The sequence below is a fragment of the Gammaproteobacteria bacterium genome (genome assembly GCA_013214945.1).
Lineage (GTDB): Bacteria > Pseudomonadota > Gammaproteobacteria > Enterobacterales > Psychrobiaceae > Psychrobium.
Genome location: JABSRT010000001.1, coordinates 76,131 through 101,528, shown reverse-complemented (window position 1 = coordinate 101,528; position 25,398 = coordinate 76,131). Strand labels below are relative to the sequence as shown.

Genomic DNA, 25,398 nt, shown 5'->3' with positions numbered 1-25,398 from the left:
GCCGTCCTTAGTGTTTAATTAAATCTACTGAATCATAATCAATATGGTCAAGTTTTATCACTGACTATTTAGCTTCAATTTATATGAACTTAACAATTAATTCCCCAGAGTTATTAAGCCAATTCGATCCAAATAAAATAGTTGTAAAATGAACAATATATTCATACCAAAACATAATTGTTCATTTTATATACTAAACTGAGAACCATTAATAGACTAAGCTTAATGTCGTACGCAACAAAATAAGCAGGTGATTTATGCTATCGATTAGTTTTTTAGTATACTTATTAGCCGTTATTTTACTGACTAGCACCATGTTAGTCATTTCGGCACTGCTCAACCCTAAAAGCAAGCACTCTGGCAACCTGTTACCTTTTGAGTCTGGCATTATCCCAAGTGGCGACACCCACCTGCGTTGGCACGTTGATTATTTCATTATTGCCATCTCCTTTGTGATCTTCGATATCGAAGCTGTTTTTATCTATCTGTGGGCTATTGTCGTGCTCGAAGCGGGCTGGCTCGGATTTTTTAGTACCAGTTTTTTTATCTTGACGCTATTAATTGGTCTAATCTATGAAATAAGGCAACAGGCGTTTGGCTGGGGCTTAAGGGGAAAAGATGCGTTGGAAACTCACAAAAGCTGATCAAATACCGATTAAGGTTGAACCGGCTCAACCACCAGCTGACCAAGCTGATATCAGTGATAATATCCTGATGGCTAAACTGAGCGACTTGGTCAACTGGGGGCGTAGCAACTCAATATGGCCATACAACTTTGGCCTGTCATGCTGTTATGTCGAGATGGCTACCGCTTTTACCAGCCGCCATGATATTGCCCGTTTTGGCTCTGAAGTTATTCGCGCAACCCCACGTCAAGCAGACTTAATGGTTATTTCGGGCACGGTATTTTTAAAAATGGCGCCAGTGATCCAACATTTATATGATCAGATGCTCGAACCCAAATGGGTGATCAGCATGGGATCTTGTGCTAACTCCGGTGGCATGTACGATGTTTACTCCGTCGTGCAAGGGGCCGATCGCTTTTTACCGGTTGATGTTTATGTGCCGGGCTGCCCGCCCCGCCCCGAAGCACTTATTTATGGCCTTAATTTACTCCAGCAAGCAATTAAAGCAGGTTACCCGCCACAGGCACGACCATTAAACAGAGTGGTAAGCCCACAAGAAATAGCTGCGTTCACCCCACCCAATCTTCGCGATCAAAAACAACCGCAGCGCTGCGCGACAACCAAACTTAAACCACCGGACACGGTATAACCATGACCAGTTCAGGCCAGTGCGACGCAGCGGATCTATTTAGTCAATTTCAACAACAATTTGGCGCAGACTCTTTAACGGTGCAACCAACGCCCGATCGCATCTTAACCCTGTGGGTCGCGCAACAATCTCTAGTGCCCATGCTTGAATATGCCAAAACTCTTAGTTTCGATTTGTTATTTGATTTATTTGCGGTCGATGAGCGCCTGAGAAATAATAGCGAAAAATTGCCTTTGGCCGATTTCACCGTGATTTATCATTTAAGTTCATTGGCGAAAAAATTAGATATTCGATTTAAAGTTGCTCTGCCGATCCAGCAATTATCCTTGCCGAGCATTTGTCAACGATGGCCAAATGCCAACTGGTACGAACGCGAGATATGGGATTTGTTCGGGATTAATTTTAGCGACCATCCCCACTTGACCCGGCTGCTGCTGCCACCAGACTATCAGGGCCACCCACTGCGCAAAGAATTTCCGTGTCGAGCGACCGAGCGTGAACCCTACAGTCTCGATCAACAAAAACTGCAACGGGCGCAACAGGCGTTACAGTTTAGCCCGCAAAGTTGGGGCATGACCCAGCACAGCGATGATACTGATTATATGTTTCTTAACCTTGGACCTAATCACCCCAGCGTTCATGGCGTTTTTAGAATAGCACTGCAACTTGACGGCGAGCATATCGTTGAGGCGGTGCCCGACATTGGATTTCATCATCGGGGCGCCGAAAAAATTGCCGAACGCCAATCATGGCATGGTTTTATTCCATATACCGATCGCATTGATTACCTCGGCGGGGTCATGAACAACCTGCCTTATGTGATGGCCTTGGAGCAATTGGCCAAGATTGATGTATCGGAACGGGTTAAGTGTATTCGCGTGATGCTAGCTGAATGCTTTCGTATTCTCAGTCACATGTTGTTTTTTGGCACCTACGCCCAAGATCTTGGCCAACTTTCACCGATTTTTTACCTGTTTATCGACCGCGAAAAATTGTTCGCGATTATCGAAGCCATTACCGGCGCACGCATGCACCCCAGCTGGTTTCGCATTGGCGGTTTAGCCCAAGACTTACCGACGGGCTGGGACAAAATGTTGCAAGAATTTGTCGACTACTTTCCAGCACGACTCGACCATTATCAATCGATGGTATTAGACAACAGCATTATTAAAGCTCGCTCAGTTGGCATTGGCTGTTATAACACCGCACAGGCAATTGAATGGGGAGTAACCGGCCCCGGATTACGTGCCACTGGCAGCGATTGGGACTTGCGAAAATCAAAACCCTACAGTGGTTATGAAAATTATGATTTTGATGTGATCCGCGGCCAAAATGGAGACTGTTATGAACGTTGCTTAATGCGGGTAGAGGAAATGCGCCAAAGCATCAAAATAATTCAACAATGCATTAACTTTATGCCTCAAGGCAGTTATAAAACAGATCACCCCATCACCACGCCACCAGAAACAATTAGCAGTCATCACGATATTGAAACGCTAATTCAACATTTTTTAAATGTTAGCTGGGGCGCGATTATGCCCGTCGGAGAAACGACCTTTGCGGTTGAAGCCACTAAAGGCATCAACAGTTATACCTTAATCAGTGATGGTGCCAGCAGCAGCTATCGGACCCGAATAAGAACACCCTCTTTTGCCCATTTGCAGATGATCCCATTGTTGGCCAAAGGCGTGATGATCGCCGATTTAATTGCGATTATCGCCAGCATTGATTTTGTAATGGCCGATGTTGACCGCTGACCAGATTTAAGCAGCGGTAAAACTGCATTTAATCCAGTGCAAGTTAACCCAGAAAATGAAGCTAGAGAATTAAGTCAGAGAAAATTAAGCCAGTAAGTAAAAACACATTAATAGTAGCAAACTTAACAGGTGGGATATGAATGACCCTAATAGCAGCTTTGATGATCCAGCATTAACCATAACGGTTAGTCAAACCGCCACGCTTACCCGTGAGGAACAATGCGACTTAACCGCGCTACTGGACCATTGTGTGCAACCTCAAGCTATCGCAATTGATGCTTTAATGGTTATTCAGCGTTATAGAGGCTGGATTAGTGACCAAACGCTGACCGCCATCGCCCAATTCATTACGGTCAGCACCGCCGAACTCGACAGTATCGCGACTTTTTATAATCTCATTTTCCGCTTGCCCGTGGCAAAAATAGTGCTTCACCCCTGCAATGGCATGGTCTGCCAGCTGATGGGCAGCGCCGCTGTTACCGCAAAAATAAGCCAATGCTTGGGCATTAATCCTGGTCAAAGTGACAAGGATAATTTATTTACCCTGATCCCACTGCCTTGTTTGGGCGCCTGTGATAAAGCGCCAGTGATGATTGCTGCGCAGCAATTGTTCGAACTTATCAGACCCGAGCGCGTGAGTACTATTTTAATCCAACTAAGCGACGATACTAACATTAACACCGACACGAACACCGACAATAAGGCCAAGACTAGTACCGTCACTAAGACTGAAAGCAGCACGGGGGAAACCGATGACCAATAAACCCTCAGCCAATATTGCTAAAAATACCCTGCAAGTTGAGCCACCAACCAAACCGATGACCCGCTTTATCGATGGCACGTTAAATTGCTGGTCTTTAACCAATTACCAAGTGCACGGCGGCTATCAAGGGCTTTTTGTTGCTTTATCATTAACCGCGAGTGAGGTGTTAGAGCAGGTAAAAAACTCAGGGTTGCGTGGCCGAGGTGGTGCCGGTTTCCCCACTGGCTTAAAGTGGAGCTTTATGCCACAGGGGCCGCAAACACCGACCCAAAAATACCTGATTGTTAATGCCGATGAAATGGAACCCGGCGCCTTTAAAGACCGCTATTTACTGGAAAACACCCCGCATCAGATCATCGAGGGGCTGCTGATTGCAGCCAAAGCCGTTAATGCAACCAAGGGTTATATCTTCATCCGTGGTGATTACTATTTAGCAATTTCACGGTTGCAACATGCAATCGTGCAATGCCAAGCCAACCACTTGCTTGGTCCGAATATTAACGGCAGTGATTTTAGTTTTGAACTTGAGCTGCATACCAGCGCCGGACGGTATATTTGTGGTGAAGAAACAGCGCTGATTAATTCACTTGAAGGTAAACGCGCTATTCCACGGGCCAAACCGCCCTTTCCACAGGTGGCAGGATTGTGGGGCAAGCCCACGATCGTCAACAATGTCGAAACTATCTGTAATTTGCCGCATATTTTACTTTTTGGCAGCCAATGGTATCAGCAACTTGGCCGCCATCAAGATACAGGAACCAAGCTATTTGGGGTCAGTGGTCGGGTTAACAACCCCGGATTATGGGAACTACCGATGGGCACCCCGATAAGAGAAATCATCGAGCAACATGCTAACGGTATGGCGCCGGGTTACCAACTAAAAGCCGTCTTGCCCGGCGGTGGCTCGACCGACTTTTTATTGCCCCACCACCTCGACACACCAATGGATTACGATGCAATAGGAAAAATACACAGCCGAATGGGCACTGGCACCATAACAGTGCTCGATGATAAATTTTGTCCGATTAAATTAGTGCTCAATTTAATCGCTTTTTTCGCCCAAGAATCTTGTGGTTGGTGCACGCCATGTCGTGATGGTTTGCCATGGGCGCAAGCGCTGCTGGAAAAAATTGAGCGCGGTAATGGCGAGCCTAGCGATCTTGAACAGTTAATTGCCATTTGCCGTTTTGCCGCACCGGGCAATACCTTTTGCGCGCTCGCCCCAGGCGCGGTCGAGCCATTGCAAAGCGCCTTACACTTCTTTTTAGATGATTTTAACCAGCACATCACCGAGCACTGCTGCCCTTATGATCACCAGTTTTTCAATGGAGCGGCCCGCCATGAGTAAACTGGTAACAATCACCATCGACGGTTGTGACTATCAGGTCAGCGATGATAAAAACTTACTCGAAACCTGCCTTGGCCTGGGCTTAGATTTAAGCTATTTTTGCTGGCATCCAGCACTGGGTTCCGTCGGCTCCTGCCGCCAATGTGCAGTAATGTTATATCAAGATGCCTCGGATACCCGCGGCCGCCTCAATATGGCCTGTACCACGCCAGTCACTGATAGGATGATTGTGTCACTAGATGCCGAGCAAGCCAGCGAATTTAGAGCAACCAATATTGAAGCATTAATGACTAACCATCCCCACGATTGTCCTGTCTGTGAGGAAGGCGGCGACTGTCACTTGCAAGATATGACCTTAATGTCTGGCCATGTTACGCGGCGCTATCCTGGGGAAAAACGTACCCATCACAATCAATTTCTCGGGCCATTAATCAACCATGAAATGAACCGATGTATCGGCTGTTACCGTTGCGTTAGATTTTATCGTGATTACTGCGACGGTGATGATCTTAATGTCTTTGGTTCAAAAAATCAGATCTACTTTGGCCGCGCCCAGCCCGGGGTATTAACCAGTCACTTTAGTGGTAATTTGGCTGAAGTTTGTCCCACAGGGGTCTTTACCGATAAAACATTTAGCGAGCACTATTGCCGCAAATGGGATCTGCAATCTAGCCCCAGCATTTGCGAACATTGCGCGGTGGGTTGCCATACTTACACTGGCTCGTACCATCATAAAGTGCGTAAAATTAGTAACAGATTTAACCGCGAAACTAATGGTGATTTCTTGTGTGACAAAGGCCGATTTTCCTATCAATATGCCAACAGTGAGCAACGCCTAACCGTGCCGCTGATGCGTAATCAACTGTTACAACAAACCGATGTTTTAAGTGATCAACAAGCGACTGAGACCTTTAAGCGTTACCTTAACTTAGCTCAGGGTAATATCGTGGCCTTGGGGTCTTCGCGCACCAGCATTGAAAATAACAGTGCGTTAATCCGGTTGCTGCAGCGCAACGGCGCCACTGATGGTGACTTTTTTGCCGACAGTCCGGATCTGCCACTTAAACTGAGCCAACAACAGTTAACTTATTATCAGCAACATGATTTTTCACCCTGCAGTTTATTCGAGCTTGAAGCGGCTGATTGTGCTTTGGTCATTGGTGAAGATCTTAGTACCAGTGCGCCACGGTTAGCCTTAAGTTTACGCCAAATGACCCGCAATGCCGGCAAGCTTAAAGCACAAGCTATGGCAATAGCGCCTTGGCAGGATCAAGCACTGCGCAATATCACCCAGCAACTTAAATCACCGCTTTTTATCATTAGTCATGGCGGTTCGGCCCTTGATGATATAGCTCAGGTCCATCACTATTTACCGCTGGCTCAGCAACTGACTCTGTTACAACAAATCAAACAGCAATTATTGCTGCTAACTAGTGACAATGGCGCCGCGGAACCCGATTCAGCCAGAGCCAACATTACTAACAGCATTAATAACAAGCTGAGCAGCAATAACGAGGCTGATAAAACCAGTCAAGCGCAGGTCATAGCTACAGCGTTGTTAGCGGCGCAATGTCCGGTCATTATTGGTGGCAACAACGTTAGCTCGTGGCCGATTCACCAGCTGCTTAACGAGATCTATTTAATTGTCGCGACCCACAATCACCACAGCTTATTTCATTATGTATTGCCGCAAGCCAATTCAATGGCGCTGGCTATTTTAGCCAACGAGGCCCAGGGACTCGATGCCCTGCTCCAGCGCCTGCGCTCACGACCGCCACAGTTACTGATAATACTCGAAGCCGATTTACAGTGGCTCTATAGTCAGCAACAATTCAATAATATTGTTGAGCAATACTTTGAGTCGATTTCACACATTGTGGTGATCGATCACCTAATAACCGCTACCGCTGAATTGGCAGATTTAATTCTGCCCGGGGCTGCAACTTCAGAGCAACAGGGCTGCTGGCTTAACTCACAAGGAAAACTGCAATTATCAACCGCTAGTTTGGCCCCAAATAAGCAACGCCGACCCAGTTGGTTATGGTGCAGTAACAATCATTCGGGTGATTACCTTGAGTTATTACAGTGGTGTCGTGATAAATCACCTTTGTTGTCATCAATCGTAGATTGTCAGCACCAGCAAGATTGTCAATTTAAAGTGGCGCGCCAGTCATTTCGCGCCTCGGGGCGTACCGCCATTAATGCCGGCATTGATGTTAAAGAATACCCGCCTCCCGTCGATTTATGGTCAAACTATCAATTTTCGATGGAAGGCGTTGCATCTTTTAGACAGCAACACTGCGATGATCACGGCATTTGCACGACCTACTTGTGGCAGCCAAAATGGAATTCAAATCAAGCAAGCAATAAAGATACCGCCCGCTGCAGCTCCGGTAATAACAGCTCAGACAGTAATGGCTCAAATCGCAGCTGCTCAATATTTACCAGCGCGAGCCTAGCACCGTTAACACCACTTGTGAAAACAGACTCAAGCCCGTCAATAACCGCCAAGGATCATGACAAAGATCCGACTAACACCGTCAATCCGACTGAAAATACTGACAGCACTCAGCGCAATAACTTAACTATCTTGCCATTAGCCGCCTTTTACAATAGTAACGAACTCAGCTTTTATTGCCCGTCGTTAGTGTCATTAATGAGTGACACCGTGATCATTATTACCACACAAACCGCAAAGTTATTGGACTGGCAAGTCGGTAAACTCTATCAAGTATTATTAAATACTCAGCAGGTTAGCGCTCAATGTCAAATTAGTGAGCACTGCCCACCCCACAGCTTATTATTGTCGGCAACAGCATATCGGTTATTGGGACTAAGCCCCGATAACTGTCTGGTTAGCATCGCTCAATTACAAGGAGCCACTCATGAACAGTAGTTTGGCTAGCGCTGTGCTGGTGCCTTTAGTCATTGTCGTATTGCTATTGCTTGCTGGGGCTTGGTCAACTTGGCTCGAACGTCGATTACTGGCCTTGTGGCAAGACCGACTCGGTCCCAATCGTGTCGGCCCCTTTGGTTTAGGCCAAGTCGTTGCTGACATGATTAAAATTTTTACCAAACAAGACTGGATCCCACCGTTTGCTGATAAACCGATTTTTGTGATTGCGCCGATGGTGGTAATGGTGATGATGTTATTGGGTTTTGCGATCATTCCCTTTGCTCCAGACATTCAAATTGCGACCTTCGACCATGGCCTGCTATTTTTTCTTGCCATTAGCTCATTGGCCGTTTACAGCATTATGTTAGCCGGGTTTTCATCGAACAGTAAATACGCTTTATTAGGGGCAATGCGCACGGCGGCGCAAATGCTCAGTTATGAGGTATTTATGGGTTTAGCCTTGATGGGAGTGGTTATTATGGCCGATTCATTTAGTTTGCGCCAAATCGTGTTAGCCCAGTCACAAAGTTGGTTTATTTTGTCGCAACCCTTAGGTTTTTTGTTGTTTTTTATTGCAGGGGTAGCCGAAAGCCATCGCGCGCCCTTTGATTTACCTGAAGCCGAAACAGAAATTGTCGCCGGTTTTCATACCGAATATTCCTCAATGAAGTTTGGGATGTTTTTCATCGGTGAATACCTTGGGGTTATTTTAATATCTGCGATGATTACCACCGTATATTTTGGTGGCTGGCAAGGTCCTTGGTTGCCGCCGTTGCTGTGGTTTGTACTTAAAACCGCGCTGTTTGTTTGTCTGTTTATTTTATTACGCGCCGCCATTCCGCGCCCCAGGTATGATCAATTGATGAGTTTAGGCTGGCAAATTTTACTGCCGCTCGCCTTAGTTAATCTGTTACTCACCGGCGGTTTTAAATTGCTCACTCAATAACCATTAGCCATACAAAGCTCCAAGCGAGATAAGGAACGATCATGATCAGTCAGTTGAAAACCTTATTTGAGGTGTTAAAACACAGCCTGATAAAAAGTGATACTCGACAATACCCCGAGGTCAAACCCTATCTGGCTCCGCGTTATCGTGGACGCATCGTATTAACTCGTGATCCCGATGGCCTCGAGCGCTGTGTCGCCTGCAACTTATGTGCGGTTGCCTGCCCGGTTGATTGCATCGCGCTGCAAAAAACTGAAACGGCAGACGGCCGCTGGATTGCCGAAACATTTCGAATTAATTTCTCCCGCTGCATCATGTGTGGTTTTTGCGAGGAAGCTTGCCCAACCCATGCTATTCAACTAACGCCTGATTTCGAAATGGCCGAATATGACCGCCAAAATTTGGTCTATGAAAAAGAGCACCTGTTGATCGACGGCCCAGGCAAATACCATGATTACAATTTTTATCATGTTTGCGGCAAAGCGGTAGATGGCAAAGACAAAGGCGCGGCTCGTCATGAGGCCAAACCAATCGACATCAAAAGTCTGCTGCCATGATACAGCCGAAGGAAAGCCGATGATTGAAATAATATTTGTGATAACAGCCGTGGTCGCTATTATCTGCGCCCTTATTACGGTAACAAGTCACCATGTGGTGCATGCCTTGTTATTTATGGTGATATTGATGTTGGCCATCGCCCTACTATTCTTTTTGCTCGGTGCTTCATTTGCCGCGGCGCTGCAAGTGATTATTTACGCCGGGGCTATTATGGTGTTGTTTGTATTTGTCACCATGATGCTTCATCAAGGGCTGCAAAGCATCGAGCAAGAGCAGCAACTGTTTAACTGGCCAACCGCTTGGCTGCCCTTGCTGCTCGTGACTGTTTTGTTGGTCGAGGTCGCGGTAATTCTTTCATCTGCGGTACTGGTGCCACCACCTGAGTTAAACCAAACGACGATTTTAGTTAATGCAGCAACTCATGCAGTAAACACGGTATCGAGTACAGCCTCCAGCGCTATTTCAAGCTCCACTTCCAGCTCCAGTAGTATTGCCACCACTAAAGAGATCGGGGTCGTTTTATTTGGTCGCTACTATCAACTGATTATTTTGACTGCGCTGATGTTATTGTCGGCGTTAATTAGTGCCATTCATATCTCACAGTCGGCCAAGTCAGGAGCTAACAAGTCATGATCCCACTTAACTGGTTAATCATTGTTAGTCTGGTGCTTTTTTCCATTGGTATTTTTGGCGTGATAGCACGGCGTAATTTACTGTTTATATTAATGTCGCTTGAGATCATGTTAAATGCGGTCGCTTTATTGTTTATCACTGGTGCTACGCTCCATCCTGGCGTCGATGGTTATATTATTTATTTACTGATCTTGGCGCTGGCAGCGGCTGAAGTAGCGATTGGCTTAGCCTTAGTCATCACGATGTATCGACGTTTTGGCAGCCTAGATGTCGATCTGCTGGCTAAGATGAGGGGTTAAGTGATGGTCCTGTCAATGATCCAATTTTTACTGCCCTTAATAGTAGCGCTCCCAATATTAAGCGCCATACTACTGCTGTTAGTCCCCTTAAACCCACGAGTAGCAGCGGTGCTAGCAACGTTAAGTGTCACGGGTTCGGCGCTCGCTGTCGCAACAATTCAACTCGTTACCACCCCGGATTTTGCCGTTGTTATTGCCATACCTGCGACGTGGCTTAATCTTGGTCAACCTAGTTTGAGTTTGAATTTCGGTCTATATCTCGATGCCTTATCCCTGATGATGATTAGCATCATTACTGGCGTCGGCAGCTTAATTCATCTTTATTCGGTGGCTTTTATGGCCAAAGATCCGGGTGTGCAACGCTATTTCGCCTATTTAAATTTATTTGTTGGCGCGATGCTGCTGCTGGTATTAGCCGATAACCTGTTATTGCTTTATCTCGGCTGGGAAGGGGTTGGTTTGTGCAGTTATTTATTAATTGGCTTTTGGTCCAAAGAGCGCGCCAATAACCGAGCGGCCAACAAGGCTTTTATCACCACCAGAATCGGTGATACCGCGCTATTAATTGGTCTTTTAATGATATTTTGGCAGTTTGGCAGCCTTAATATCGCACAAATTAACCACAACGCGGCCGCGGTGTGGCCACTCGATAGCGCCAATAATAGTAACGTCGCTAATATTTGCACCTTGTTACTCTTTATTGGCGCCGCTGGTAAGTCGGCACAACTACCGCTGCAAAATTGGCTGCCCGATGCCATGGCTGGCCCTACTCCAGTCAGCGCTTTGATCCACGCTGCAACTATGGTGACCGCCGGTATTTATTTAGTGGTGCGTCTTTTCGCGCTGTTTCAACAGGCCAGTGCAACCTTGCAACTCATTGCGGTTGTCGGCACCCTCACCCTGTTGCTTGGCGCCAGTGCCGCGATGGTGCAAAACGATCTCAAACGCATTTTAGCCTATTCAACCATCAGTCAGCTTGGTTACATGTTTTTGGCGCTAGGAGTTGGTGCCACCGCTGCAGCGAGTTTTCATTTAATGACCCACGCCTTTTTCAAGGCGCTGCTATTTCTCAGTGCCGGCGCTTTAATTCATGGCTTAAATCACCAGCATAATATTTTTAAAATGGGCGGGCTGCGCCGTTTAATGCCGATGGTTTTTCTCAGCTTTGTGGTTGGCGCTGCGGCGTTATCGTCATTGCCTTTATTGTCAGGGTTTTTCAGTAAGGAACGGATCTTAAATGAGGTATTGCTCAGTGGTCATCCGTGGTTATGGCTTGGCGCCATTGTCGGCGCTTTTATGACCGCATTTTACAGTGCTAGGTTAATCTTAGTGGTGTTTTTTGGCCGCTTAAAGCAAGCCCCGAGCAGCCAGTTACCCCGCTTAATGGCCGCAGTTTTATTGATCCTGAGCGGGCTAACTATTGTCGGTGGCTTAATGCCAGCTAGCCTTGAACTGTTGCTGCTAACTACAACCTCATCATTGCCGCCGGCCATTCCGGTATGGGCGCATTCATTGGCCGAAGCAATTGCGATTTCCACCCCATTTACTGCGATTATCCTGGCCTATTTCTGCTTTATACGCGGTGTGTTTGGCACACAATTACGGTTACACTGGCAACAACGGCTACACAGTTTTCTCACCAATGGCTGGTATTTTGATCTGATATATCAGCGGTTAATCATTGATCCTTTTTTCGCCCTGACCAAACTCAATAAAAAAGACTTGTTCGATCAAATCTATCGCACCATTGAAGCTGCCATGCTGACCTGCCATCGCCAATTAAGCCGCAGTCAAACTGGCTCGTTACGGCTTTATAATGGCGTGTTAATTCTGTTTGCTGTGGCGGCGATTGGCTGGATGTTAATCACTCATGGGCCCAGCTTATGATGTTACTGATGCTGATACTATTGCCAGTGGCAGGCGCTATAATCGCGTTATTATCGCAACGATACCATCGCAACTGCCCGCGTTATGTCACCTTGCTAACCTTACTAGCCACGGCAGTACCTGTGGTGAGTTTACTGGTACAGCGCGGCAATACCGACTCACAGTGGCTCGCCCAATTTGACAGCGCTTGGTTACCCGCACTTAATATCAGGCTATTTTTAGCACTGGACGGCTTAAGTTTAGTGATGGTAACTCTGACTATTTTAATCTCGTTGGTGGCGCTGGCCTCAGCATGGCAAGAGATAACCGTGCGACTAGGTTTGTTCTATTGCAACTTGCTATTAACCATCGCTGGCATTATCGGGGTCTTTATTGCGCTAGATTTATTGATATTTTTTGTTTTTTGGGAAGTCATGTTGGTGCCAATGTTCTTTCTTATTAATATTTGGGGTCATCAAAATCGCCATTATGCGGCACTAAAATTCCTAATTTTCACCCAGTTTGGTGGCCTGTTAATGTTGATTAGCATTTGCGCTCTGGCCTTATTACATCAGCAAGCGACGGGCCAATTGAGTTTTAATTACGTCCAATTACAGCAACTTCACCTGAGCCCAACCAATCAATTTTGGTTAGGACTGGGTTTTATGCTGGCTTTTTTAGTCAAGCTGCCAGCGGTGCCCATTCACAGCTGGTTGCCCGACGCGCATACCGAAGCACCAACGGCTGCCAGTATTATTTTGGCCGCGATACTTTTAAAAACATCGGGTTATGGATTAATTCGTTTTGTATTAGTGTTATTTCCCGATTTTTCACTGCAATTTGCGCCATTAATTAATACCATTGCGGTGGTTGGTATTATCTACGGCGCATTGTTGGCGTTTGCCCAAACAGATCTTAAACGTTTGGTGGCTTATTCAAGCATTAGTCATATGGGATTTGTGTTGCTTGGCTGTTTTAGCTTAAGCCAAATTGCACTGCAAGGTGCAATTGTGCAAATGATCGCACATGGCTTAACCTCCGCTGGCTTGTTTGCGATAGCAGGCATGATCCAGCGCCGTTATCGCACCCGAGATTTGGCCCAATTGGGTGGATTATCTCAGCAGATTCCAAAGCTAAGCGGCATGGCGATGGTCTTGGTTATCGCAACCTTAGGCATGCCCGGTTTAGGCAACTTTATTGGTGAATTTTTAGTGTTATTAGGCAGTTTTGAATACTTTAAATTCGCGAGTATTTTGGCGGCCACAGGGCTTGTTTTTTCGGCATGTTACGCCCTGGTGATTATTCATCGAACGTTTTGGGGCCCTGTTTATTTAAATACTCAAGCCAGTAATCAAGCAAACAGCCCTACGCGTAAGGTTACGGATGTTAATCGGCTTGAGCAATTGACCTTGCTGTGCCTTATCGGTTTGCTGTTATTGCTGGGGCTGCATCCACAACCGGTTTTAGACCTTATTCAACAAGTGAGTACGGTAACGTTAGAGCAAGTGACTTTGATTCAAGAGGCTTTTGTCCAAACGGCTTTAGCTCACACAATGTTAGCGCGAGTGGGGTTATGATGATGGCAGGTGTAAGCTATGACGATTGAACTCGCTGCAATAACGATTCTTATCATTGCTTCAGTGCTGCTGGTTTTTCTCGCGACCACTCGCTTCGCTCACTATTGGAGTCATTGGTTGACGGGCAGCGCCTTAATCGCCGCATTGGCTGTGCAGACGCAAGCATGGCTAACTCCAAGTCTAGAAGTCGGCTTATTAACCTTTGATGCCCTAACCATTGCGCTATCACAATTGGCCCTGCTGATCGTATTAATGATCTGGCTTGCTCTCAAACCTTGGCTCCATTTACACAGCCGCTCGCCCGCCGTATTTTATCTGCTGCTGCTGTGGTTAACTATTGGTTGCTTAGTAATGATTGCGGCAAATCATTTTGCATTATTATTGCTGGGTCTTGAACTACTGAGTCTGTCCTTAATTGGTTTAATCGCCTTTCAACCACCGGTTAGCGAGCGGCAGCATTTAGTGACGGAAGCGGCAATAAAGTATCTTATTTTATCAGCGATAGCCTCGGCGACCATTCTGCTTGGCTTTGCGCTACTGTATATCGACCTCGGCAGTTTAAATTTGGCCAGCTTGAGTTTGACCAGCTTAACAGCCAACAAAACGGGCTTGCTGAATCCGTGGTTAGTGAATCTGGCGATAATTTTTATTTTAGTCGGCGCTTTGTTTAAATTATCTGTGGTGCCTTGTCATTTGTGGTTTGCTGATTTGGTGCAAGGAGCCCCGCCACCAGTTGCAGCCTTAATCAGTACCTTGCCTAAATTGGCAATGTTTGTGGTATTGCTGCGACTATTTGTGGCTAACCAATGGTTAGAAATTGCGGCGATCAGCGATATCATGTTGCTAGTTGCGATGGTTTCAATGTTAATTGGCAATATATTGGCCTTAAGACAGCAAAACATTTTTAGGCTGCTCGCTTATTCATCAATTGCACATTTCGGTTACTTATTGATTTTAATCAATTTAAACTCAAACAACAGTGTAAATATGCTACTAACATCACAACAAGTGATGATTATCTATCTCAGCGCTTATCTGTTGGCGCTAACGGCTATTTTCACTGTTTTAATGCAAAGTCCAGAGCAAGATACCGTGCTGAAATTACAGGGGCTGCTGTGGCAACAGCCCTGTAGAGCGATCACCTTAATTGTACTTATCTTATCGCTGGCAGGCATCCCATTAACCTTTGGTTTTGTCGCAAAATTGTATTTGGTATTAACCAGCATTAATAATCAGCAATGGTATTTGCTAACCACTCTTTGCTTAGGCAGTATCATTAGTTTGTTTTATTACTTTAATTTAATTATCAGCCTGAGCAAACCAAGCAACAAGACAGGCAATAAAACAAGCGTCAAGACAAGCTTAAAGCACAAGGCCAATAGCAATGTCGACCTTGGTTCGGTGCTATTATATGGTGTAATTATCACCCTAGTGCTTGGATTTGGTTTTTATCCTGGGCCGGTCACCGCACTCTTGTCAGGGCTCTTTACAGGCTAATTAGCTAACTAACGATCTAGATAATTGGCTAGCTGGCAGGGTTCTGTCCAGTATCAGTTACCGGGGCAAGTTTGAGGTAATAGCTACTAATAACAAAGATAGCGACCATCATCGGCACGGTAAGCCAGATTAACGGATGCCAACCAAAATTAAATAAGATAACGCCAGCTAATAATGAACCAGCGGCCTGACAGAAAAAAACCGTGAAATCGTTGATTGCTTGAACCTTAAAACGTTCGCCAGCGCCATAAGTTTGCGGTAATAACAAGGTGCCGCTGGTATAAAGAAAATTCCAGCCAATACCCAATAATACCATTGCCCACCAGTAATGGATGATCTGCTGACCTGATAACGCAACGACCAACACCGCTAAAAACAGTAAACCGCCGCATAACATCAACTTGCCAAGGCCCAAAATTCTAATCAAAAACACCGATAAAAACGAGGGTAGATACATCGCAGCAATATGGCTTTGGATCACCCATTTAGTCGACTCTAATGACAATTGATCAATAACATTCATGCTAAGCGGGGTCGCGGTCATGACATAACTCATCACCGAAAAACCAAGCGCTGCTGCCGATACCGCAATTATAAAAATAGGCTGACGGATAATTTCAACCGTTGAACGGGCCGGGACTAATTTAGTTTGACTAACGACTTCAATTGGATCGAGCTGTGAAATCACCACAATTGATATTATAAATAAGCAAGCTAAACCTAAAAATGAACCTGCGTATCCATGCGGTGACTCAATTAATGACTTACCATAAACTGCGACTTCAGGCCCAAGAATTGCCGCAAAAATACCGGCAACCATCAACACTGAAATAGCCTTGGGCGAGTCATCAGGACTCGCTAGACTTTCGATCGCAGCAAAGCGCATTTGCGCAACAAAGGCAATACTAGCTCCGAGCAAACCTGCGCCGACGTTCAGCAGTAGAAAAATGCTATCAATCGCCGCCTGCATTGCCAGCAGAGCGCCAAGCACTCCTAAACTCAGGCCAATCATGGTGCCGACCCGGCGACCTAAACGTTTCATTAAGGCTGCAGCAGGAAAAACCGCTAATGCAATGCCCGCAATTAATATTGTTAAAGGTAAAGTGGCAAAATCAGGGCTTGGTGCGATTTTGGTTGCTAATAAACCACCGGCTAATACCATCATTGAAGATGCTGACATCGCCAATGGTTGCGCTACAAATAATAACCAAACATTCTTTGGCAATTTGACCAAGTAGCGGCCAAATAAGGCGGTAATACATAAGACTGACAACGTCACAACTAGGGTTACAGGCATGTTCGGGCACCAAAAGAGAAAAGACTAAAATAAAGTAAGCTATCCTAACCTACCAAGAGTAATTCTTAATACAACAAATACAGAAAAGTCGGTTATTTATGAAAGTCTTTGATTAAATGCCTAAATGTAAAATTAATTCGCGGCTCTGATACTTGCGTACGTTTTGGCAAACAATGCTGCCATTGTTGCTGCATCGGTGGGCTCATTACCAACAAGTCGCCGCTGTTTAGCTCGAGTTTGACCTTATGTTGACTTTCATTATGGCGTAATACAAAGTCTCGGCTTGCGCCCAAGCTGATCGAAAGAATCAATGAGTTGGCGACAATTTCAGGTTCATTATCGCTATGCCAACCAACACTTTGCTGACCATTTTCATAGTGATTAACTAATACTCCATTGGCCACCTCGCCAAAATCGCGGGCTAATTTAAACCGTAATTTATTGGCATAATGTGGCCATGACTGCGCTGTAATTAATAAGGATGAAAAGCAATAATCACAACCGGCATCACCAAACCATACTTGGCTGCGAGGAATAGTCACCGACTTGCCAAATACAACGATGCTCGGTCGCTCAAATGGGTACAACAATGCCTCGTGCAGTAACGCTTTTTGTTGCGCTTGATTAAGGTAATTTCTGACAATTTTGATCGGTGGTAACGGTGGCATGACAATTTTATTATCACGATCGCTTAAATCAAAATCAATCCTGGACTGTTTTATCATTGCTACCCACTACATTACGGCTGAACACTCTATTTAGAACCATACTCTATTTATAACAATCCTAAAATTTACTACAAAACAGTATTGCACGATCCACTAATTATAAGTGGCTCCTAACCAAGTGTATATTAATAAAACATTCGGTCACTTAAAACTCCCCCAGTTAACAAATACTGGGCCTTGTACTCGCTAACACCGGCAAATAAATATATTATGCGCGGCCTTATCTCATAGCTTTAATAAAAGGTTTTTAAATGAACGCTGTAGTCGTTGCGGTTATATTGATGTTAGTTTTGTCATTATGCCGAGTTAACGTGGTTTTTTCACTGATCATTAGTGCCCTGGTTGGTGGTGTTGTTGGTGGTATGACTGTGTTGGAGACCATTAATGTTTTCAACAATGGTCTTGGTGGTGGTGCCTCAATCGCCCTTAATTATGCGCTGCTTGGCGCTTTTGCTGTTGCGATATCACGCTCGGGCATCACTGATTTACTAGCCAGTAAAATCATTGCCAAAGTTGATAATAAAAATGGCCAACATAATGTGATTTTTCTAAAGTCGATTCTACTTAGTGCGGTATTATTTGCGGCCATCAGTTCGCAGAATTTAGTGCCGGTGCATATCGCCTTTATTCCAATTTTGATCCCACCCTTGCTAAAAGCAACCAATCAGTTAAAACTTGACCGCCGTTTAATCGCTTGCGTTTTGACCTTTGGTCTGACCGCAACTTATATGTTATTGCCAGTCGGTTTTGGTCATGTCTTTCTTAACGACTTGCTACTTAAAAACCTCACCAGTAACGGTTTGACCATTGACCCATCTGACTTACCAATGGTGATGTCTATACCTGTAGGTGGCATGTTTTAGGTTTTGCTTTTCGCTATATTCGTCAGATATAGAAAACCACGAATCTATCAAGAGACCAAAGAGAATTCATCTCACAAGTTATTGGTTGATGGCTTAGAAACACGCTATTTATTCGTTGCCTTGGTCGCTATTGTGGCTGCATTAGCAGCCCAGTTATACTCTGGTTCTATTATAATCGGTTCAATTATTGGTATTAGTATCTTTGCGCTGGGTGGGGTATTTAAAGTATCTGAATCACAGGACATATTTACTCGCGGTGTATTAATGATGGGCACTATTGGCTTTATTATGATTTCTGCCGCTGGTTTTGCCGAAGTGATGAAAGCTACGAATGCGATTGAGTCTTTAGTCAATAGCGTATCTAGTGGCATTGGCGATAATAAACTTGTCGCTGCATTATTAATGTTAACTACCGGTCTATTAATCACCATGGGCATTGGTTCGTCTTTCTCGACCATACCAATTATCGCCTCAATCTTCGTGCCAATGGCGCTGAGTTTTGGTTTTTCTCCGCTGGCAACGGCGGCATTAGTAGGTACGGCTGCTGCGCTTGGTGATGCCGGTTCTCCTGCGTCAGATTCGACGTTAGGTCCAACTTCAGGACTCAATGCCGATGGCCAACATGATCATATTTGGGATTCAGTTGTTCCGACTTTTGTTCATTACAATATACCGCTAATTATTTTTGGCACCATTGCTGCTTTAGTCTTGTAGCAAATCCGTAAGTCTTTACTGCTGGGCACAATTAAAGTTTTCCAGCAGTAGGCTTCTTATCACAATCTTGTAATTTCAATAAAACGCTTGTTTTTACAGCAAAGCGTAGTAATATTTTATTACTAATTATCGATATAAAACCATATTTTCGTTATCCGCACTTTTTTGTTGTTATTATTTATAAGATCTATTGCAACGAATCTACAATCTAAAGCTAATGAACAGGGAATGTTTATGACTAAGTCCATTCGAGGAAAGCTGGCAATTGCATTTGGCACTATATTCTTAGTGTTAATCATTGGCAGTGCCACAAATTACTATTACCTATCTCAGGCAGAACAAGTACAAAACCGTGTGCTTAACTTGCGGGTCAAAACCGTCAATGCCGGTAAAGATATCAACAATGGTATTAACTACTCATTAGCGGCATTACGCGGGTATATGATCTTAGGCGCCGATCCAGTCAAATCGGCAATCCTAAAAAAACAGCGTAACGATGCTTGGGTAACAATAGACAAGAGCATTGAGACTTTTGATCAGGTGTCTTCCAATTGGACAGTACCAAAAAACATTGAAATATTAACCAGCTTAAAACAGGAACTCTCAGCATTTAAACTGGCGCAAGAGCAAGTAGAAAACATTGCGCAAACGCCTGAGAATATCCCGTCATATCAACTGTTATTATCTGATGCAGCGCCGCGCGCTGGTAAAATTTTGGCCGCGTTAACCAATATAATAAATACCGAATCAAGCTTAGCGGCAACAGTAGAACGAAAAACTTTGTTAAAGTTATTAGCAGATTCTCGTGGTTCATTTGCCATTGCGTTAGCCAACATCCGTGCCTACCTACTTTCTGGTGATGCTCAATTTAAGAAAAAATTCAATGATAAATGGCAACTAAACCAACAAAGATTAACCACGATTAACAACAGCTATCAGCATTTATTCTCGCAGTCACAACGTCAGCATTGGGATGACTATCAATCGGTTCGTACCGAATTTTCAAATTTACCAAAAAAGATGTTTGATTTACGTGCGGCCGATGACTGGAATAAGGCTAATTACTTGTTAGGTACAACGGCGGCACCACGTGCTAAAGCGGCTTTATCCTATTTATCACAAATGGCGGCGTCACAAGCTAAGTTACTAAAAAGTGACGTTAATACGTTAAATAACGCGACCCAAAATCAAATTTCAATCCTAGTGATTAGCGCATTAGCTTCATTGGTTATTTCATTCTTGATGGCATTTGGCTTTAGCAATGACTTATTACAACGCCTGCAACCTATTTTGAAGAAATCACAAGATATTGCGGCCAATAATTTATCAAGCCCGCAATTGGAAGTAAAAGGCCAAGACGAACTGGCCGAGCTGACTGTGGCAGTCAACAGTATGAGTCAATCATTACGAGAAACGCTAAGATCGACGGCTGACTCGATGAAAGATGTTTCGATAGAAGCCAATAATATTTATACCGCAAACTCTGATATGTCGACCAATATTACCATGCAAACCGAGCAAATGAGTTTGATAGCCTCAGCGATAGAAGAGCTTTCGGCCTCGGCTTCAGAGGTGTCAAACTACAGTGTTGCTGCCAGTGGCAGCGCTAAGGATTCAGTCGATATTGCCGAACAAGGTGGCCAGTTAGTTCACAGTTCATTAGGTCAAATGTCAGAAATTAGCGAAGCCTTTAATACGAGTGCCAATTCCATTGAATCTCTAAGCCAACAAAGCAAACAAATTGAAGATATTTTAGGAGTTATTCGTGGCATTGCCGAACAAACAAATTTATTAGCGTTAAATGCTGCAATTGAGGCAGCACGTGCTGGCGAGCAAGGTCGTGGTTTTGCGGTTGTTGCCGATGAAGTACGACAGTTAGCCAGCAGAACAACAGATGCCACAACAGATGTAGAAAAAGCCATTGAATCGATGCGAAACGATACTGCAGTTGCAGTTAACAGTATGGGGGTTGGCCGTGAAAAAGTCGCCGAAGGAATTGATATTTCGAATAAAGTTTCAGATATTTTAAACCAGATAATTGAACGCGCAAAAGATGTTGCAATTAAGGTCGAAACTATCGCGACCACATCGAAACAACAATCGGTGGTCACAGACGAAATTGCTGGCAATACTGACCAAGCTTCGTCGGTATCAATGAAAATTGGTGAAAGTATTAATGAAGTGGTTGCAATGGCGCAAGGTGTCAGTAATAACTCTTCAAGTAGAGCCAAAGATTTGCAATTGATGATTAATCGATAGATTATCTAGCTAACCTGAGTACCTGAAAACTAAAAGAGATCTAGTGGCGTTATAGCCCTAGATCTCTTTTAGTTTTCAGCGGTCTCTAAAGCAATTTATAATCAAATGGGTATTATTGAGCGAGCTTTTGAGTTGCTTGGTCGATTAAACTGTCTTTCTTGGCTGCCGCCTGTGCTTTGGTCTGCTCTAATAAGTCAGCTGCTTTATTTTTTGCATCCTCATATACCTGCTCTGATTTTAATTTAGCCGCCTCTGCTGACTTAACGGCAGCCTCTTTAGCCGCAGCCATCGACTCGCTCGCACTTGCTTTGGCTTGCTCTAGATTAGCCGTAATTTTCTTATCAGTTGCTTGCTTTGCTTGTTGCTCTGCTTCTGATGCTGTTGGTTTTGCCACCTTTTGTGCTGGCTCATTGCCACAAGCGGCCAAAACACTTATCCCAAATAATATCAATGCTATTTTTTTCATCGTTAGCTCCGTCAACCGAATTTAATTAAGATGTTAGAGTTTAGCCACTTAAGATGAACCACAAGTTAATGTCTGGATTGCTGAACAACAAAAAGGCCCGTTTCGAGCGAAACGGGCCTAATGTTTTTTATTTGTGAGAGTTAATGTTTAACCATAAACCAATTGCGGTAACCATGTCGCCATTGCTGGCCAGTAAGCCAACATGCTAATCACCAACAACTGAATACCAATAAAGGGGACAACTCCTTTATATATTTGCATGGTTGAGACGGAGTCTGGCGCCACTCCCCGCAAGTAAAATAAGGAGAAACCAAACGGCGGCGTTAAAAATGACGTCTGGAGGTTAAGCGCAATCATTATGCCAAGCCACACAGGGTCTAAGCCCATGGTTAATAATATCGGTGCTACGATTGGAATAACCACAAAAGTAATCTCGATAAAATCCAGGAAGAAGCCCAGTAAGAACATCACGACCATGACTAACAAGACTGCGCCAAAAACGCCACCGGGCAAGTTAACCAAGAAATCTCTGATGAGATCATCACCACCAAAACCACGAAATACCAGCGAGAATATTGATGCGCCAATTAAGATCATAAAGACCATCGCTGTTACTTCTGTGGTGCTTTGCATCACCGAGCGCAACACTTTAAGGTTAAGCGTTTTCTTAAATTTCGCCAAAATGATCGCGCCAATCGAACCAACAGAAGCGGCTTCGGTCGGCGTTGCAATGCCACCAAGAATTGAGCCCAAAACTAATATAATCAATGAAATAGGTGGAACTAACACCTTCATCACTTGCGTCAGTAGTTCTTTGCTAACCATCCGCTCATCTTCAGGAATTGGCGGTACTTTATGTGGCGAAATCACAGCTACAATACCAATATAAAGCGCATATAGACTAACCAATAACATTCCCGGAATTAAGGCTCCTAAGAATAAATCACCAACAGTCACGCTCTCTGGCGCAAAAATACCCTGATCTAACTGCGCTTGTTGGTAAGCCGATGAAATAACATCACCCAGCAAGACCAAAACAATTGATGGCGGAATAATTTGACCTAAGGTTCCCGAGGCACAAATAACCCCAGTAGCAACTTCAGGCGAATAACCTCGGCGTAACATGGTTGGCAAAGCCAACAATCCCATGGTCACAACCGTCGCGCCAACAATGCCGGTACTGGCCGCTAATAACATGCCAACTATCAACACAGAAAAGCCCAAACCGCCAGGTTTAGAACCAAAGATTTGTCCCATGGTATCAAGCAGTTCTTCGGCAATTTTAGACTTTTCTAACATCACGCCCATAAAAACAAACAACGGGATCGCAATCAATAATTCATTGGCTAAAATTCCTTGAATCCTATTAGGAATAGCCTCTAAAAACACCGAATCAAAAGTACCAGTAACATAGCCAATTAAAGCGAAAAATAACGCTGAACCTGCCAGTGCAAAAGCAACTGGATAACCAATAAGCAAGATAATAAATACAAAACCAAATAAAAATAGTGGTAACAGTTCAATCATAATCCAAGCTCCTCTGCAGGCTCAGTTAATGCTGCAACCTCTTTCTCAAAACCAGCGAGTATTAATATCGCACTCAACATTTGGGCAAAACCCTGCATAATCATCAACGCTGGCATTAATAATATGGTTGTTTTAAAAATATAACGGGCATCTACCCCGCCAGCCTCTTGTGAACCTTCAAGAATATTCCACGACATAGCAACATAAGGCCATGAGATATAAAAAATAAAGACACAAGTTGGTAATAACAATAGCCAATAACCACACAAATCGATAATGGCTTTTTTGCGAACGCTGGCCGGACGATAAAAGATGTCAACTCGGACATGCGCCCCTTTGAGCAAGGCATAACCGGCCCCGAGCATAATGACGTAATTATGAAAATAAGTGATTGATTCTTGCATAAATACTGAACCAGTATTTAAAGCATAACGCATCACCACTACCACGAAGGTAATTAAAACGATAGCGAGAACAAACCAAGATATGAAGCGACCAACGAGGTCACTAAAACGATTGATGGCTTTAATCAAAGCCAATAATTGGGGAGAAGGAACATCCATAGGTAAATCTCTATCTTTTTCTTAGTGGTAGAACCATCGATCGATGGCTCTACATTTTTAAACGCCCATTATTGAACAAGGTCATAATGGGACTTAATGAAAAATAATCTATTTAAAGTGTCATGTTACTGCGGATTTCTCGCATTTAAGTAAGCTTGCTCTGACACAGCATGCCATTTAATCGCTTGCTCTCTGTATGCTTTGTATGACTCATATACTTTTTGGCTCATTGGATCTTTTGCGGCTTCTTGTGCTACAACATCCGCTGATACGGTTTTAATTTTAGCCAACACTTCTTTCGGATATGGCAACAATTTAACCCCGTGATCGTTAACCAAACGTTCTAGTGCTGCATTATTACGGCTGGTGAATTCAGCCAGCATGTTAGCGTTGGCAACCTTAGTCGCGTTTAAGACAATCGACTGCAAGTCTTTTGGTAATTTCTCAAAGGCTTTTTTATTTATTAGTGCCTCTAAAGTAGTACCAGTCTCATGCCACCCAGGGTAGTAATAGTATTTCGCCGCTTTATGCAGACCAAATGCCATATCATTATAAGGACCTACCCATTCTGTCGCATCAATAGTACCAGATTGTAACGCTGGGAAAATTTCACTGCCTGGTAATAAGACTGGCGTGCCGCCTAAACGCTTTAGCACTTCGCCACCTAAACCTGGCATCCGCATTTTCAACCCTTTAAGATCGTCAACACTATTAATTTGTTTATTAAACCAACCACCCATTTGCACGCCGGTATTACCCGCTGGCATTGGGATAATGCCGAAAGGTTCATACGCTTCTTGCCATAACTTAAGTCCGCCACCGCTGTAGATCCAGCCATTCATTTCTTGTGCTGTTAAACCAAATGGTACAGCCGCAAAGAACTGACCTGCAGCAACTTTACCTTTCCAGTAATAGCCCGCGCCGTGACCCATTTCTGCCGTACCACGAGATACCGCATCAAATGTTTCCAACGCGCCAACAAGTTCTTTGGCGCCATAAACTTTTACTGCAATACGGCCATTACTCATCTCATTAATAAGCTGAGCGAGTTCGTTGGCTCCGGTCCCTAAACCAGGGAAGTTTTTTGGCCAAGTAGTGACCATTTTCCATTTAAATTCTGCTGGTGCGGCATTAACCAACATCGGCAAAGCAAGAGTGCTTACCAACGTGGCTCCTAGTGCGATATTTTTAATTATTGTTCTCAGCTGCATTTGAATCTCCATAAAGTTGTGCAAACTCAATTTGAGCATAGGTCGCCCAAGTAAAGTCACAATCGATGCCATACTTATACCAATTTCGATAACTAATAAACTGGTCACTGAATTACCAAATCTGGCAAAAAAAGTAGGCTACATTTTTTTAATAAAAAACACATCACAATAGTAGCTTTAGTTTTTAATGTACATACGACTAAAGTTCAGTGAAATTAGGAGGTAAGGTTTTAATCCCTTGACAATATATATTGCACAAATAGAATTAAAAATCTAGAGCTTGTCAGTAATTCGCGGATAAATATGAGGGGACATTTGCTACCTACTCAATAGGTAGCAAATAATTGAATGGCTA

General features: G+C 44.2%; 20 protein-coding genes and 1 pseudogene. 15 read left to right on the top strand and 6 right to left on the bottom strand.

Annotation, left to right across the window (positions count from 1 at the left end; translation table 11 throughout):
* Positions 1-257: 257 nt before the first annotated feature.
* The 13 genes from HRU23_00470 to HRU23_00410 all read left to right on the top strand — a co-directional run bounded on the left by HRU23_00470 (position 258) and on the right by HRU23_00410 (position 15,415).
* Positions 258-644: an NADH-quinone oxidoreductase subunit A gene (locus HRU23_00470; GenBank protein NRA52603.1), complete on the top strand. Its 387-nt coding sequence runs from the start codon at positions 258-260 to the stop codon at positions 642-644.
* Positions 619-1,275, top strand: coding sequence for an NADH-quinone oxidoreductase subunit B (locus tag HRU23_00465; protein NRA52602.1), 657 nt, complete (start codon positions 619-621; stop codon positions 1,273-1,275). The genes HRU23_00470 and HRU23_00465 overlap by 26 nt, the downstream gene beginning before the upstream one ends.
* A 2-nt stretch (positions 1,276-1,277) precedes the next feature.
* A complete protein-coding gene (gene nuoC / locus HRU23_00460) occupies positions 1,278-3,032 on the top strand; it encodes an NADH-quinone oxidoreductase subunit C/D (protein ID NRA52601.1) in 1,755 nt (584 codons plus the stop codon).
* Positions 3,033-3,168: 136 nt separating this feature from the next.
* Complete coding sequence (gene nuoE / locus HRU23_00455; protein ID NRA52600.1) at positions 3,169-3,795, top strand: NADH-quinone oxidoreductase subunit NuoE; 627 nt, start codon at positions 3,169-3,171, stop codon at positions 3,793-3,795.
* 55 nt (positions 3,796-3,850) lie between these two features.
* Positions 3,851-5,143, top strand: a complete 1,293-nt coding sequence (nuoF, locus tag HRU23_00450) for an NADH-quinone oxidoreductase subunit NuoF (protein NRA52599.1) — start codon at positions 3,851-3,853, stop codon at positions 5,141-5,143.
* Positions 5,136-8,039 carry an NADH-quinone oxidoreductase subunit NuoG gene (gene nuoG, locus HRU23_00445; protein NRA52598.1) on the top strand — a complete coding sequence of 968 codons (2,904 nt, stop codon included), beginning with the start codon at positions 5,136-5,138 and terminating at the stop codon, positions 8,037-8,039. Before nuoF ends, nuoG begins: the two co-directional genes overlap by 8 nt.
* A complete protein-coding gene (nuoH, locus tag HRU23_00440; protein ID NRA52597.1) occupies positions 8,029-8,985 on the top strand; it encodes an NADH-quinone oxidoreductase subunit NuoH in 957 nt (318 codons plus the stop codon). Before nuoG ends, nuoH begins: the two co-directional genes overlap by 11 nt.
* Positions 8,986-9,026: 41 nt before the next feature.
* The gene (gene nuoI / locus HRU23_00435; protein NRA52596.1) at positions 9,027-9,542 is read left to right on the top strand and encodes an NADH-quinone oxidoreductase subunit NuoI; all 516 of its coding nucleotides are present in this window, start codon (positions 9,027-9,029) and stop codon (positions 9,540-9,542) included.
* Positions 9,543-9,561: 19 nt separating this feature from the next.
* Entirely contained in the window at positions 9,562-10,176 is a 615-nt protein-coding gene (locus HRU23_00430) for an NADH-quinone oxidoreductase subunit J (protein NRA52595.1), read from the top strand.
* Positions 10,173-10,475, top strand: a complete 303-nt coding sequence (gene nuoK, locus HRU23_00425; GenBank protein ID NRA52594.1) for an NADH-quinone oxidoreductase subunit NuoK — start codon at positions 10,173-10,175, stop codon at positions 10,473-10,475. Before HRU23_00430 ends, nuoK begins: the two co-directional genes overlap by 4 nt.
* Positions 10,476-10,490: 15 nt before the next feature.
* Positions 10,491-12,362, top strand: a complete 1,872-nt coding sequence (gene nuoL / locus HRU23_00420) for an NADH-quinone oxidoreductase subunit L (protein ID NRA52593.1) — start codon at positions 10,491-10,493, stop codon at positions 12,360-12,362.
* A complete protein-coding gene (locus HRU23_00415; protein NRA52592.1) occupies positions 12,359-13,918 on the top strand; it encodes an NADH-quinone oxidoreductase subunit M in 1,560 nt (519 codons plus the stop codon). The genes nuoL and HRU23_00415 overlap by 4 nt, the downstream gene beginning before the upstream one ends.
* Before the next feature lie 18 nt (positions 13,919-13,936).
* On the top strand, positions 13,937-15,415 hold the full coding sequence (locus tag HRU23_00410; GenBank protein ID NRA52591.1) for an NADH-quinone oxidoreductase subunit N: 1,479 nt from the start codon (positions 13,937-13,939) through the stop codon (positions 15,413-15,415).
* Positions 15,416-15,443: 28 nt separating this feature from the next.
* On the opposite strand, the gene HRU23_00405 is transcribed toward HRU23_00410, so the two are convergent.
* Together HRU23_00405 and HRU23_00400 are read right to left on the bottom strand one after the other, a co-directional pair.
* Positions 15,444-16,712, bottom strand: coding sequence for an MFS transporter (locus HRU23_00405; protein NRA52590.1), 1,269 nt, complete (start codon positions 16,710-16,712; stop codon positions 15,444-15,446).
* 92 nt (positions 16,713-16,804) lie between these two features.
* Complete coding sequence (locus HRU23_00400) at positions 16,805-17,434, bottom strand: alpha-ketoglutarate-dependent dioxygenase AlkB (protein NRA52589.1); 630 nt, start codon at positions 17,432-17,434, stop codon at positions 16,805-16,807.
* Between the two features lie 257 nt (positions 17,435-17,691).
* Here HRU23_00400 and HRU23_00395 point away from each other — a divergent pair.
* Positions 17,692-19,017: pseudogene (locus HRU23_00395) on the top strand (TRAP transporter large permease subunit).
* 234 nt (positions 19,018-19,251) lie between these two features.
* On the top strand, positions 19,252-21,276 hold the full coding sequence (locus HRU23_00390) for a methyl-accepting chemotaxis protein (GenBank protein NRA52588.1): 2,025 nt from the start codon (positions 19,252-19,254) through the stop codon (positions 21,274-21,276).
* A gap of 112 nt (positions 21,277-21,388) precedes the next feature.
* On the opposite strand, the gene HRU23_00385 is transcribed toward HRU23_00390, so the two are convergent.
* The 4 genes from HRU23_00385 to HRU23_00370 form a co-directional block, all read right to left on the bottom strand.
* Entirely contained in the window at positions 21,389-21,742 is a 354-nt protein-coding gene (locus tag HRU23_00385; GenBank protein ID NRA52587.1) for a hypothetical protein, read from the bottom strand.
* 147 nt (positions 21,743-21,889) lie between these two features.
* On the bottom strand, positions 21,890-23,269 hold the full coding sequence (locus tag HRU23_00380) for a TRAP transporter large permease subunit (GenBank protein ID NRA52586.1): 1,380 nt from the start codon (positions 23,267-23,269) through the stop codon (positions 21,890-21,892).
* Positions 23,266-23,832: a TRAP transporter small permease subunit gene (locus HRU23_00375; protein NRA52585.1), complete on the bottom strand. Its 567-nt coding sequence runs from the start codon at positions 23,830-23,832 to the stop codon at positions 23,266-23,268. The genes HRU23_00380 and HRU23_00375 overlap by 4 nt, the downstream gene beginning before the upstream one ends.
* A gap of 125 nt (positions 23,833-23,957) precedes the next feature.
* Positions 23,958-25,043, bottom strand: coding sequence for a TRAP transporter substrate-binding protein (locus HRU23_00370; protein NRA52584.1), 1,086 nt, complete (start codon positions 25,041-25,043; stop codon positions 23,958-23,960).
* Between the last annotated feature and the right edge of the window lie 355 nt (positions 25,044-25,398).

Coding starts and splice junctions, on each gene's coding strand:
- HRU23_00375 (NRA52585.1), bottom strand. CDS start 23,832: ATGGATGTTCCTTCTCCCCAATTATTGGCTTTGATTAAAGCCATCAAT.
- HRU23_00470 (NRA52603.1), top strand. CDS start 258: ATGCTATCGATTAGTTTTTTAGTATACTTATTAGCCGTTATTTTACTG.
- nuoL (NRA52593.1), top strand. CDS start 10,491: ATGATCCAATTTTTACTGCCCTTAATAGTAGCGCTCCCAATATTAAGC.
- HRU23_00430 (NRA52595.1), top strand. CDS start 9,562: ATGATTGAAATAATATTTGTGATAACAGCCGTGGTCGCTATTATCTGC.
- HRU23_00370 (NRA52584.1), bottom strand. CDS start 25,043: ATGCAGCTGAGAACAATAATTAAAAATATCGCACTAGGAGCCACGTTG.
- nuoK (NRA52594.1), top strand. CDS start 10,173: ATGATCCCACTTAACTGGTTAATCATTGTTAGTCTGGTGCTTTTTTCC.
- nuoC (NRA52601.1), top strand. CDS start 1,278: ATGACCAGTTCAGGCCAGTGCGACGCAGCGGATCTATTTAGTCAATTT.
- HRU23_00405 (NRA52590.1), bottom strand. CDS start 16,712: ATGCCTGTAACCCTAGTTGTGACGTTGTCAGTCTTATGTATTACCGCC.
- HRU23_00385 (NRA52587.1), bottom strand. CDS start 21,742: ATGAAAAAAATAGCATTGATATTATTTGGGATAAGTGTTTTGGCCGCT.
- nuoG (NRA52598.1), top strand. CDS start 5,136: ATGAGTAAACTGGTAACAATCACCATCGACGGTTGTGACTATCAGGTC.
- HRU23_00415 (NRA52592.1), top strand. CDS start 12,359: ATGATGTTACTGATGCTGATACTATTGCCAGTGGCAGGCGCTATAATC.
- HRU23_00410 (NRA52591.1), top strand. CDS start 13,937: ATGACGATTGAACTCGCTGCAATAACGATTCTTATCATTGCTTCAGTG.
- nuoE (NRA52600.1), top strand. CDS start 3,169: ATGAATGACCCTAATAGCAGCTTTGATGATCCAGCATTAACCATAACG.
- HRU23_00465 (NRA52602.1), top strand. CDS start 619: ATGCGTTGGAAACTCACAAAAGCTGATCAAATACCGATTAAGGTTGAA.
- nuoH (NRA52597.1), top strand. CDS start 8,029: ATGAACAGTAGTTTGGCTAGCGCTGTGCTGGTGCCTTTAGTCATTGTC.
- nuoI (NRA52596.1), top strand. CDS start 9,027: ATGATCAGTCAGTTGAAAACCTTATTTGAGGTGTTAAAACACAGCCTG.
- HRU23_00380 (NRA52586.1), bottom strand. CDS start 23,269: ATGATTGAACTGTTACCACTATTTTTATTTGGTTTTGTATTTATTATC.
- HRU23_00390 (NRA52588.1), top strand. CDS start 19,252: ATGACTAAGTCCATTCGAGGAAAGCTGGCAATTGCATTTGGCACTATA.
- nuoF (NRA52599.1), top strand. CDS start 3,851: ATGACCCGCTTTATCGATGGCACGTTAAATTGCTGGTCTTTAACCAAT.